At 68.6% G+C, this 11,750-nt stretch carries 8 protein-coding genes and 1 pseudogene; 4 read left to right on the top strand and 5 right to left on the bottom strand.

Annotated elements, in window-relative coordinates; translation table 11 throughout:
* The first annotated feature begins 517 nt into the window (after positions 1–517).
* On the top strand, positions 518–1,150 hold the full coding sequence (locus ACGFWE_RS43280) for a hypothetical protein (RefSeq protein WP_393606166.1): 633 nt from the start codon (positions 518–520) through the stop codon (positions 1,148–1,150).
* A gap of 147 nt (positions 1,151–1,297) precedes the next feature.
* Positions 1,298–1,471 (top strand): hypothetical protein, encoded by a 174-nt coding sequence (locus tag ACGFWE_RS43285; protein WP_352391539.1) that lies wholly within the window; start codon positions 1,298–1,300, stop codon positions 1,469–1,471.
* Between the two features lie 122 nt (positions 1,472–1,593).
* Here ACGFWE_RS43285 and ACGFWE_RS43290 read toward each other — a convergent pair whose 3' ends face one another.
* Positions 1,594–2,373: a calcium-binding protein gene (locus tag ACGFWE_RS43290; protein ID WP_393606168.1), complete on the bottom strand. Its 780-nt coding sequence runs from the start codon at positions 2,371–2,373 to the stop codon at positions 1,594–1,596.
* Between the two features lie 629 nt (positions 2,374–3,002).
* Here ACGFWE_RS43290 and ACGFWE_RS43295 point away from each other — a divergent pair.
* Together ACGFWE_RS43295 and ACGFWE_RS43300 are read left to right on the top strand one after the other, a co-directional pair.
* Complete coding sequence (locus ACGFWE_RS43295; RefSeq protein ID WP_393606170.1) at positions 3,003–5,714, top strand: FG-GAP repeat domain-containing protein; 2,712 nt, start codon at positions 3,003–3,005, stop codon at positions 5,712–5,714.
* Between the two features lie 73 nt (positions 5,715–5,787).
* A pseudogene (locus ACGFWE_RS43300) lies at positions 5,788–6,790 on the top strand (IS5 family transposase).
* 19 nt (positions 6,791–6,809) lie between these two features.
* Here ACGFWE_RS43300 and ACGFWE_RS43305 read toward each other — a convergent pair.
* The 4 genes from ACGFWE_RS43305 to ACGFWE_RS43320 form a co-directional block, all read right to left on the bottom strand.
* Entirely contained in the window at positions 6,810–7,202 is a 393-nt protein-coding gene (locus tag ACGFWE_RS43305; RefSeq protein ID WP_352392286.1) for a S1 RNA-binding domain-containing protein, read from the bottom strand.
* A 346-nt stretch (positions 7,203–7,548) separates the two neighbouring features.
* On the bottom strand, positions 7,549–8,622 hold the full coding sequence (locus ACGFWE_RS43310) for a hypothetical protein (protein ID WP_393606172.1): 1,074 nt from the start codon (positions 8,620–8,622) through the stop codon (positions 7,549–7,551).
* A 375-nt stretch (positions 8,623–8,997) separates the two neighbouring features.
* Positions 8,998–9,705, bottom strand: a complete 708-nt coding sequence (locus ACGFWE_RS43315) for a phosphotransferase (RefSeq protein WP_393606174.1) — start codon at positions 9,703–9,705, stop codon at positions 8,998–9,000.
* 9 nt (positions 9,706–9,714) lie between these two features.
* Positions 9,715–11,202 carry an NF041680 family putative transposase gene (locus ACGFWE_RS43320; protein ID WP_393606176.1) on the bottom strand — a complete coding sequence of 496 codons (1,488 nt, stop codon included), beginning with the start codon at positions 11,200–11,202 and terminating at the stop codon, positions 9,715–9,717.
* Positions 11,203–11,750 lie beyond the last annotated feature (548 nt).

Genomic DNA, 11,750 nt, shown 5'->3' on the forward strand with positions numbered 1-11,750 from the left:
TCCGGATCAATGAGCCGGTCACCGTCACAACCCCGTCCGCCGGGGACACCACGGACCTGGGCGCCCTGCTGGACGCGCAGACCGGCTGAGCTTGTCCTGCCTTCCAGGCGCCCCGGCGCCGACACCGTCGGCACGGCGCACCGAGTGCGGCGCCGAGCTCCCTGCCTACCCCGGTCGACACGGTGGGGGAGGAGCAGGTGCAGCAAGTCTTCGAGGCAGCCGAGCGGATCTTCGTTTCCCTGACCGGTCACACGGACTTCGACCGCGACCTGTCGCAGGAGATCCTCGCAGTCGCCCTCACGACTGTCAGCGCCGAGCAGCAGGAGGGCTACGTACGGGCAGTCGGAGGCTTTCGCGGAAGCCTGCCGGGAGCGCCTCGTGCAGCTGTACGGGAAGTACGGGCCGGGTAGGAAGTTCACGGACGAGAGCCACTGCTACCTGACGCATCAGCCCGAAGGCGTCGTGGTCTGCGAGCGACTGGACAGCGTCCCGATGTGGCTCGAGCAGATGGTGGCGCTTGAACGCGCCGCGCATCACGTACACCACGGCGGCCGCGCAGGACCTAGGAGAGGTATCGGCGGGCTTCGGCGAGCGACGACGTCGACGGCCGCCAGCGCTATGTCGCTATGTGCACCGGCAGCTGGTACCGGTGTGGCGGAGGCGTACCCGGCACGGCCGGGTCCTGTCCCTGGAGGCCGATCTCGGCGACGGACTGTCGCTGCGCGACCTGGTTGTCGCGGACGTGGACCTGCTCTCCCGGACGGTGGCGTCGGTGTTCGAGGACGAGCGGTTGAACACCGTGCTGGCCAAGCTGGCCCCGGCGGAGCGGGCAGTCGTGTTCGCGTACGCCGAGGGCGAGGGCGCCACCTGGACGGAGGCCGCGTCCGCCGTCGGCGCCGCCGATCCGGAGGCCTTCGGCGAGCGAGTCCGGCGCAAGGCCAAACGGCTCGCTGACGAACAGGCGCGCCGCGCAGCGCTGCGCCGGCCCAATGACCCAAGCCGTCCGCGTGATTCCCCTCCTGTGCGGACGAGTTGCGCGGAAAGAAGCCCAACACCGGCCAAGGCCCCGGACGCCCTCCGCCTGCACCCGCTGAACGTGCAGCTCAGAGCCCATGTGAGAGCTCGGCGGCGAACGCCACCGTTCGTATGACCGCGCAGAGCGGCGCGGCTCGCCTCGGGCGTCCTAAGACTCCCGGCCCTGTCCGCGTATCACCCCGCGATGCAAGGGGTGAGAGCGGTCCACGCTCCACGCCGCATGCGGGCTACGCATGCCCTGATCCCATGGGAGAAGTCTGCTGTGTCCACGCTCACCCTGCTTGTTCTCGTCCTGCTCGGCCTGGCCTTCGTCCTCGTCCCCGGCGCTGTTGCGTACCTGGCGTACCGTCATCCCGCCGCGCGCGGGCCGATGGCCGTCGGCATCGCCGCCGTGGCCGCCATGGCCGCGATCGTCATCCCGATCGCCGTTCGCTGAGCCTGCGCCCCGGCTTCCACACAGTTCCGGGCCGCCCGCCCGGGCCGCAGGTGATCCGGCAACCCCTCGTCCTCCGAGGCGCTCCGTGTGGTGGGGCACGAGGCGTTCCTGTCGAGCGGGTTCTACGTCACGTCGACGTAGTCACCGGCAGCACTGATGGCCGGGGTGGTCGTGGTGCCGGGGAAGAAGTAGCGGTAGAAGCCGTCGGCGGTGGCCTTCACGGTTGTCTTCAACTCGCCGGTGCTGCTGGTGGTGACGGTCTTGAGGGTGGTGTAGGTGGTGCTGTTCTTGGGGCGGTACTGGAGTTTCACGCTCTGGCCGCTGTAGCCGGCGTACTTGTGGGTGTTCCAGTTGGCGCGGGAGAGCTTGCCGGTGACGGTGAGGGTCTTGCCCTTCTTGACGGGTTCGGGGGCCGCGTTCGCGGTCAGCTGGGACCTTCGCTGGACCTTGGTGGTGGCGTAGGAGTCGATGGTGGTCTGGACGCGGTCCTTGGAGAACGCGCTGGCGTAGATGTGCCAGGTGCCGGCCTTCGCGTTGGATACGACGTTGACCATGTCGCGGGTGTCGGCCTTGACCTGGAAGTTCATGGTGCACGTGGTGGTCGTAGAGCTGTCGGCATGGCAGTTGGGGGCGTCGTAGGAGATCGCGCCCGTGCGGTTGTCGCGGGAGGTCCCGTACCACAGCTGCGCGTCTGCCACGATGACGCCGGACGGATCAGTGGCCGTGATCTGTGCGCTGAACTTGGTGACGGCGGTGGGGCCGACCAGGATGTTCTTGCCCTTGTTGACCACGACCTTGGTGATGACCGGTCCGCCATCGGCGTGCGCCGGAACACCGGCACCAGCGGTCAGCAGCAGGGCGGCGGACGTGGTCCCGGCCATCGCCGCAGCACGTATACGCATGTGAGTCCAAATCAGAACGGGGGCCGGTCCAACAAGGGCTCTGCTCAACCAGCCCGCGAGAGTCAGGGAGCCGAACGGCCCGCGTGATCAGACTGTCCGCGCGGACCGAGGGTTGTATGAGTGCATCGAGCTGGTCACCGATCGCCGTGCGGAGCCGCGGGTCAGTGATGTCCGACGCGCTGTCCCTCGCACAGGGCCGGCCCGGCAGCCGGTGGCCCGAGCGACTGAGGTCATGCCGCGGTCGATAGCGAGTGCCGCTGACGTGTCAGCGGCAGGGCGAACAGCACGCGCCCGTGTCCGGTCGTGGCGCCACCCGAGGATGACGCGCTCCTCTTGCCATGAGGTGGGCCACGCCTGCACCCGAAGAAGACTTCCTCTGTCGTGCGGGCCCTTTCCGCCGCCTCAGCGACCCCTGCGACCCCACTGGTGTGCACTGATAGGCTCCCGTCGCCCGTACAGGGCATGCACATTTCATTCACAGCTGTCGGGGCTCTCGGGGCCGCGGCTGGCAAGGTGAGGGGCCGGGGGGTTCCGTGGAGGTTCGCAAGGTCGTGCGACGCCGTCTGTTCGGCAGAGGGGGTGCGGCCCTGGCTGTGACCGTGGCCCTTGCCGCGGGTGCTCCGGCCGCCATGCCCACAGGGATAGCGGTGGCCGTCGGGGCCGACCAGGTTGTCGGGGCGGGCGAGGTCGTGCTCCCCGCCGCGGACCGGAGCGCCCCGCGCAACCCGCTGTTCATCGGCTTCGGCGACACAGGTGTGCTGTCGAGCCCCGAAGGTTCCACAGGCCCGCTGTGGACCGACTACGCGACGCGCCGGACCCGGGAGGCGACCGAGTTCGCCGGCACTCAGCAACCCCATGGGCTCGCACAGTCGGACACCACGTACACCCTGTCGACCGACGCCGAGGGCCGACGCGTCGTGCGGTTCCGCGCGATGGGCTCCGGCGAGGACAGGGGCACGGTGACAGTCCCGACCGGCCTGGCCTACGCGGGTCCGGCCGGGGAGGGCGTCGTGGTCGCCTACGTCGGCAATGTGGCCAACGTACGTGAACTGCACCTGCTGAAGCGGGCGCCTGGGGGTGGCACCGAGGACACGAAGGTGACCGGCTGGCCCGCCGACGCGCAGCTCCTCGCGACGAGTGCGCGGGACGACCGCTCGCTGCTGATGCGCTACCGAGTGCCGACCGAGGACCCCCAGGTCTTCCTCAACCAGCTCGTCCTCGTCGACGTCCGCGACGGGACCTGGACCAAGGTGTTGGCCCCGTACAACACGAACTCGGCCCGGCTGCCCGTCCTGAGCGAGGACTACGTCGGCTGGTGGTATCCGGGAGCCGGCGCTCAGCTGCTGCGCCGCGACGCGCTGGACGGACCGGTGATCACCGTTCCGGCCCAGGGCACCGTGGGGAAGACCCAATTCACCCTTGTCGGTGACAACGTCGTGGTGGCCACCTACGGCGACGAGACCAGTGCCGCCCTCACCCGGCCCCTGACCGACGCCGGGGAATGGCGCACGCTGCTCCCGCAGATGGACGGCTGGGTCCACGCGTCGGCGGACGGATCGGCCATCGTCGTGGGCGGCCCCGACAAGGCGCACTGGGGCATGTACCGCATCTCCGAGGCGCCGGACGGGCAGATCGTCGCCGATGAGGTGATGGATATGCCGCCGGTGCCCGCGCCCGTCGACGGGCTGTCGCTGGCAGGCGGCTCCCTTGCCTGGACCGACCAGACCTCCTCCCCGTCCTACGACGTCATGTTCAACACGCGCACCGTGTCGGCCGACGCGGCCCCTCAGGTGGGGCCGGTCCGCCAGGCCGGCGGATGGGTCACGCCGTGCGGGTTCGCGTACAGCTGTGTGCGGCTGTTCGGCGCCGGCGACGGATCCGTCATCTACAACGACGTGGACAACTCCCAGCTGATCCACCGCCGTACACCCGCCGGCGAGGTCCAGACGCTGACAGTTCCCGGCTTCTACGGCGAGGTGAGTGCTGCGCAGGGACGGTACGCGCTGCTCTCGGGCGGTCCGAACCGCAAGCATTTCCTTGTCGACTGGACGCAGTCCAAGGTCGTCTCGACCCGCACGGCCACGGCCGCGACCCTGTGGGACGGGCAGCTGTGGTCCACCACGTCCATCGCGGGGCACCTTTCGATGAGCCGCCTCGGCTCGACGGCCGCGGCCATCGACGTCAACGTCGGCTCCGCGTGTTTGCCCAGCGAACTGCAGGCCAACGGCCGCTTCGTGTACTGGGCATGCGCCGCGCAGAAGAAGGCTGGCGTGTTCGACCGCTCCCGCGGACGGTCGGTGGCCGTGCCCGTGGGGGACGCGCTGCTGGCCGACGGATTCCTGGTCCGCCATGACAACGAGCACGGCAAGCTCGTGCGCACCGACGTCCGCACCGGGCAGGCAGTCACCTCCGACCTGGCCGATCTGCCCGCGACCACAAACCTCATGCCCGAGGGCAGCACCTCGGACCGACGCGTCCGCTGGACCCTGGACCCCGACACCGGCCGCGTAGCCTTCGTGGACGCCGGCGAACGCATCCATCTGATAAACGCCGGGACCCTCGCCGCTCCCGTGCGGCGCGATCACGCAGGCCGGGACGGCCTCGCCGACCTGCTCACCCTCGACTCCTCCGGCACACTCGCCTTCCAGCAGAGCACGGGCACGGGCACCTTCGCGCAGAAGGTGAGCGGCAGCGGCTGGCCCACCTCGGTCAAGGCAGTGCCGTTCGGAGACCTCAGCGGGGACCGGTGCAACGACGTCCTCGTGCGGCTGAGCAGCGGAGCCCTGCGCGCCTACACGCCGGGCTGCGGTGCCGCGCTGAAGTCCTCCACGCCGTACACCTCGCTGGGCACGTCCGGCTGGAACCAGTACGACGTCCTGACCGCACCCGGTGACGTGAACAAGGACGGGCGCCCCGACCTGATCGCGCGCAACTCCTCGACCGGGACCGTCTACCTCTACAAGGGGACGAGCACGGGCACACTGTCGGCCCGGGTGAAGCTCTACGACAACTGGAAGACGTACAAGAAGGTCGTCGGGGCCGGAGACCTCAACGGCGACGGCATCGGCGACCTGCTCACCCAGGACACGGCGAACAACGTGTACCGGTACTACGGCAACGGCACCGGCACGTTCACGGCGCGGGCGAAGCTGTTCACCAACTGGGGCGGCTCGTACAACACGGTCGTCGGGGTCGGGGACATCACGGGAGACGGCAAGGCCGACCTGGTCTCCCGGGACAGCAGCGGGAGCATCTGGCGCAACAACGGCGACGGCCGGGGGTCGTTCGGGGCCCGCACGAAGATCGCGAGCGGCTGGCAGGGCTACAAAGGCCTCTTCTAGGGCCTGTGTGACGTCGTGATCAATCTTGCCGATGAGGATCCGCCTGGAAGGCGGATCCGGTAGGAAGACGATCGTGACGCGCAGGCAACTCACCGATGAGCAGTGGCAGTTGATCGAGCCGTTCCTGCCGATAGGCGAGTACGGCCCGTACCCCGAGCGGCTGCGGGAGCAGTTCGAGGGGGTGATCTGGCGGTTCCGCTCCAGCAGTCAGTGGCGGGAGATGCCGGGCGAGTTCGGCCCGTGGCCGACGGTCTACGGCCGCTTCCGGGTGTGGAGGGACGCCGGCGTCTTCACCGCACTGCTGGGAGGCGTGATCGCTGAGGCCGCCCGCCAGGGGCAGACGGACTTGTCCCTGGTCAGCGTGGATTCCACCAGTGCCCGCGCCCACCACGACGCTGCCGGGATGTGCATCGGCAAGGAGGTCATGGACGCGCTTGAGGAAGCCGCCGCCGAGCAGGAGCGAGCCCGGCAAAAGGGGGCGGCCCGCCGGAACAGAACGGACAGGACGGACGCGACGCCCCCGGCCGGGAAGAGCGGCAGCACGTCAGGCGGCAGCGCAGGCTCCGGCTGAAGGAGGCCCTGCTCGGCAGGTCCCGTGGTGGGCTGACGAGCAAGATTCATCTCGCCGCGGACCGCAAGTGCCGTCCATTGTCGTTCGTCCTGACCGCAGGACAGGCCGCCGACAGCCCGCAGTTCGTCCCCGTGCTGCAGAAGGTGCGGGTCCGTCTGCCGGTCGGCCGTCCCCGGACCCGGCCCGGCGCTGTCGCCGCGGACAAGGCCTACTCATCCCGCGCCAACCGCTCTTACCTGCACAAACGCAACATCAAGGCAGTCATCCCGGAGAAGAAGGACCAGGCCGCCAACCGGAGGAAGAAGGGCAGCCGGGGCGGCCGGCCCACACGTCACGACACCGATCTCTACAAGCAACGGAACACCGTCGAGCGGCTGATCAACAAGCTGAAGGCCTGGCGGGGCATCGCGACTCGATACGACAAGAAGCCCGAGAGCTACCTCGCCTCCTCCACCTCCGCGCCTCGATGATCTGGATCAACGACCTGCTGAAGGCAACCGGTTGATCACGACGTCACACAGGCCCTAGTGCTCTGACGGCAGGTCCATCGGGTTGGAGCGGTGTTTCCCTCGCCCAGAGCGGGCGCTCAGACGCTCAGGAACGCTACGCGAGGGAACCGTTGCGGCAACGTGGAGGGGTGACCGGTCGTCGGACGAGCCTTGTCGTCTAGAGAGAACCAGCCTGCGCCGCTCCCCGTCGATCTCAGTGACGACGACCGTGAAAGCGTCGCCGGCCTGGACGACATCTGGCGGACTTTCCACGGGCGTCGATGTCAGCTCTCGCAGGTGGACCAGTCCCTCGATCCCGTCGGTGACCTGGACGAAGACGCCGAACGAACGTCCAGCGGGGGACGTCAGCGGCGGAGAGATCGGGGCGGGCGCGGTGCAGGCGTGCGGGGTGGCGCCACCGGCCCGCAGCGTCGCGGGCGACGTCGACGCCGACTTCCACCACCAGCTCGGGTTCCACCAGCGTGACGTTCACTGTCTCGCGACTGCCCCACCTGCCGGAGAGCGACCAGCCCGTCCACGGATGACCGTGCCGCGCCGAGGCAAACTGGCCGGCGACCGTAGTGCTGGCCGTCCGGGTGAGGGTGGTGGTGCGGCCGGTGTACTGCAGGCGCCCGTGGTCGTGGTACCTGCCGAGCAGCAGAGGACGGGGGGAGCGGTCAGGGAGCCGGTGACCGCACCGACGATCGCCTCTGTGGTCTCGCGCACCTTATTTCTGCCAGCCTCTGCCTGAAGCCCTCCATAGCGGACGGAGCCATCACCGCAACGACGTGGGCTGCGGTGGCTCAGCGACGCCGTCACGCATGATCTTGTCCACCACCGCCTTCTTGGGTCGGCGAAGCTCGTCGGCGATTCGGGTCAAGCCGGGCTCATCGAGAGTGATCGCCGCCTGGCACCTCGGCGCGGCGCTCAACCTGGCCACGCGCGAAGCATTGAGAGAATCTTGGGTGGCCTCACCGCCTCGTTGTTCACGCAGACGTGCCGCTTGACGGGCGAGTTTCTCCCAGAAGTCCTGCTGGGGGGACCGGGTGGATCGTCTCGGGGCGAGTGCCTTCATCTCGATCACCATGCGATGCGCTTCCACACAGACCGGGCGGGCAAGGTCCTGGTTGTTCAGCGCGGCGACGGCGGCCTCGCTGGACGCTGTCCGGGCAGCAGCGTCGTCCGCCTCCAACAGCGCGCTCCAACTGGCCGGCAGCGTGAGCCAGAGCAGCAGACGCGCTGTCGCGGACATGGCAGCCCTCGGGATTACCAGCACCCACTCGCTGAACTTGCCCCGGATGTTGAAGATCCGTGCTCCGGTCGCCACATCGTCCGCACGGAAGGCGAGAGGATTGGCATTCCAGGAGATGTACGCGGTGTCGTTGGTTCGCATGGTCCCCGACCCGGCGGCCAGTGACTCGAGGGCCATGGCGACGAATGCACGGGAACGGGCGTTGCGAGGAGCCGCATAGGCCAGCGCATGGGCTACGGCAGCAACGCGTTGCTGGGGCGGGTAGGTGGCCCACAGCGGGAGGCCGACAACGAGGCAGCGCTTCCGGGAGAACCCGTAGTGGGTGACGGTGACTGAGAACTCCGCAGCGAGCTGGACCGTCTCGGGAGGCCGCACTCCGCACGTGTCGGCTATGCCGCCCAACAAGTCGAACAACGCCGGGGCGTCTGCCTCTCGCAGGGTGGGCAGGTCGGGATTCAGCCGTCCGATCCGCGGACGCAGAGCAAGAGCCAGGCCCAGAAGCGCCAGGCCCATCATGGGCTGAACAACCGTGTTCAATCCGAAAACAATCAGCAACACGCTGCCGATGAACAGCGCGGCCGTTACGAGATGGACCATGCCGCCGACGGCGTACGCGGCCGCCGTCCTGGCTCTTACGTGCATAGCGCCTACTGGCAGACCTCGGCGGTCACGTTCCACGAGTCCCCCTTGCGGTGAGCGGCCGGTGCCGCTCGAACACGTGGTGATCCGACCATCGCGGCAGAGACCCAGCAAGCGGTCTGAGCAACATCTGAGCCTCCCCAGCCAATTGGGTGCAGGGTCAAGCCCGGGAAGGGTGGGACAGGGGCGGGTCTCTTCGCCCACCGCGTTGTGACGATGGCTGATGTCCGCACTGAATACTCCCGGCCCCTCCCGCCAGCCCCCACACCGGAGATCGTCCAGGGCGCACGCACCTTACGCCCAGGGATCAAAAACACCTACTGAACTTGTCGTTTAAGGTCGGGCGGGCGTTAGCTCAAGTATCAGCTTCATGGCTTCATCGAGAAGATGCGTCTCGCTCTCGTTCATTGACGGGTCGGCCGCCCGTCTCTTTTTGGCTTCCGCAAGGCATCCGGAGTCGGTGTTGCCCAGGGTGATCGCGGGGCCGAGGTGTGTCAGCAGTGAGGCGAGTACTGCCCGGGCCAGCGCCGCCAGGGCCGTGTTGCCGACAGCGACCTGCGCCAGGATCATGGCCGACATTCCCCAGTCCAGTCCGGGCGGCCCTTCCTCGGTGTTGCGCCAGTCGATCACCACGGGCCTGCCCGACGTGAGCATCACGTTGTCCGGGTGCAGGTCGAGGTGGAGGATCCGATTGACGGGATCGGCTGAGATCTGTGCGCGAACCGAGTGCAGGTGGTGCAGCAGATCGGCGAGCCCCGCTCCTGCGTCCTCGGCCGTGATCATGCCCTGCAACAGCGCCTGAAGCATGGACGGGCCGTGCAGCCGCTGCATCACCAGGTCGGTTCGCGGCGCCGTGCTGTGACCGGCGCCCGCCGGGTCCCGGAGGCGAGGCACCGGATACCCGTGCTCCTCAAGGTAGGCCATCACAGCGGCTTCGGCGGTGACGTCGCCGCCGTCGCGGTATCGGCGAAGGACCCAGTGATCATCGATGGCGAACACGTCCGCACTGCGGCCGGAGCCGAGTAACCCACCCGTCTGCATGCAGGGACCCTATCCGTCGGCGGAAACGCCTTCTTTCCCTGTGCGCCGTGGCTTGGTGCCCTTCTTGTGGTGGGCCGGGCGGGTGAATGCCTCGCCGGTGGCGAGGACGCGTCCGATTTCTTGACGTGTTGCCGCACGACGGTTCTTGGAGCCCGGTGGGCGCCCAGGGCCGGGACGGGAAGGTTTGGGTGCACGCGCTGGGGAGGCCATTTTCGCCCGCAGGTTCCGGAACCCTCGGTGGACGCGGGCAGGGGTGAGCCTGTTCGGCCCGGCCGGTTTCTCCCAGGGACGGCGCAGATCGGCGGCGAGCGGGCGGGCGAGTCGGAGCTGGGTGTGGGCGGCTACGACCAGCCAGGTCCAGCGGTCTGCTGCTTGCGGGCTGCGCAGTTTCGGCTTCGTCCAGCCGAGGGTCTGCTTGATCATTCGAAAGGTGTGTTCCAGGTCGAAGCGGCGGAGGAAGGACTGCCAGCAGCGGTCGATGTCCGCCGTGGTGGCGTCGGTCCTGGACCACCACAGCCAGACCGGCTTGTTCTCCCGACCAGTGGGGAGGTGTTCGACGCGGAGGCGGATGACGGTGCCCTCGATGAGGGGCAGCGGTCCCTCGTGGTCGAGCCAGGCCGCTCGTTTGGTGAGCCTGGGGGGCAGTCGGTCCCAGGCCCGTGCGGTGGTCTTTCCGTAGAGGCGGGTGTCGGTGACGGTCACGGCCTGCTCGGTTCCCCAGATATCCGGGTCCCCAAAGACGAACTCGCCTCTGTGCTTGGGCGGCCGGCCGCCCGTGGGGTCATAGACGCGGGGCGGGGTCGGCCGGCGAAGGACGCGGTCGGAGCGTATCCGGCCGAGAATTTCGACGGGCAGGCCCTCCAGGAGGTGGGCGATGCGCGGGGCGTCGTAGCCCGCATCCAGCACGATCAGGACGTACGGATCGCCGTCCGTCCACTGTCCGGCGACGATCAGTCGTTCGACGAGGTCGTGGATCTGTGCGGTGGTGACGGCAGCGACGTCCGCGCCAGGCTCCAGACGGATGGCGTCCAGCGGCGCGGTCCACGACGTGCGACCCGTCTCCAGCGCGGCGATGACCGAGTACGGCCACCCGGGGATCATCTGATGCTTGCCCTCGCCGCGGCCGTAGGTGTGGCAGAACGAGCGGTCCGGAGCGGTGGCAGCATCCGGCCGCAGCCAGGGCGAGACATCTGCGGCCAGGACCAGACGCCCGTCTGCCGCCTTCGGTAGCGGCACCCCGGCGAGCGTCCGGCGCAGCCGGGCCACGTCCAGGCGGCCGTTGTTCAGACCGCCGTACAAAGCGCCGTGGCCACGACGATGCTCCGGCGCCAACGCGAGGTCCACCAGCGTCCGCACCGGCCCCTCCGTGCACAGCAAAGCGTCGGCCAGCTCGAACAACGCGTCCCCGCGTCCGTTCAGGCACTCGTAGAACTCCGCCCGGAAGCGTGACAGCGTCGCGAACGCTGTCCGCTTATCCATCTGTTGCAGCACACTCATCTCACGGCCCCGGTCTGATCACGTGCGTCTTTGGTCGGAGCACATGATCAAGCCGGGGCCGTCCACCCGTCCGACGAATGCCCAGGTGAGCGCCCAATTCGAGTTACGCCTTGTCGGCGCGGACTCGATTTGGTCGGACGCGTGGGCAGCCTGGTCCGATGCGGGGCACGCGGACCTTCTCCAGCACCGGCTCGAACTGCGGCGAATCGCCGCGCTGACCGGCCGTGATCACGCTCGACATGGGCTTTTGGCCCTGCTCGACGGCCAGGTGCAGTTTGGTCGTGAACCCGCCGCGCGAGCGCCCCAGCCCGTGATCACCGGGCTCGGCGAAGACGCCGCCCGGCGGTTTCCTTCTGCAGGTCGCCCTGCTTACGGGCTCCGGCCGCATGCTGATGAGCGCGACACACCGTGGAGTCGACGCTCAGGTCCCATCTGATCGCACCCTTTGCGTCGGCTAGTGCTCTGGCCGGGAAGGTTCACCGGGGTGCGGGTAGGGACGAGTGGATGGGGCGCGATCTGGTCGGGGCATGCATCAGCCACTGTGGAAA

The organism is Streptomyces sp. NPDC048523 (assembly GCF_043199815.1).
GTDB lineage: Bacteria > Actinomycetota > Actinomycetes > Streptomycetales > Streptomycetaceae > Streptomyces.

What these genes read in the sequence shown, in the direction of transcription:
- ACGFWE_RS43290 (WP_393606168.1), bottom strand. Translation starts at nt 2,373, where the DNA reads ATGCGTATACGTGCTGCGGCGATGGCCGGGACCACGTCCGCCGCCCTG.
- ACGFWE_RS43295 (WP_393606170.1), top strand. Translation starts at nt 3,003, where the DNA reads ATGCCCACAGGGATAGCGGTGGCCGTCGGGGCCGACCAGGTTGTCGGG.
- ACGFWE_RS43310 (WP_393606172.1), bottom strand. Translation starts at nt 8,622, where the DNA reads ATGGTCCATCTCGTAACGGCCGCGCTGTTCATCGGCAGCGTGTTGCTG.
- ACGFWE_RS43315 (WP_393606174.1), bottom strand. Translation starts at nt 9,705, where the DNA reads ATGCAGACGGGTGGGTTACTCGGCTCCGGCCGCAGTGCGGACGTGTTC.
- ACGFWE_RS43320 (WP_393606176.1), bottom strand. Translation starts at nt 11,202, where the DNA reads ATGAGTGTGCTGCAACAGATGGATAAGCGGACAGCGTTCGCGACGCTG.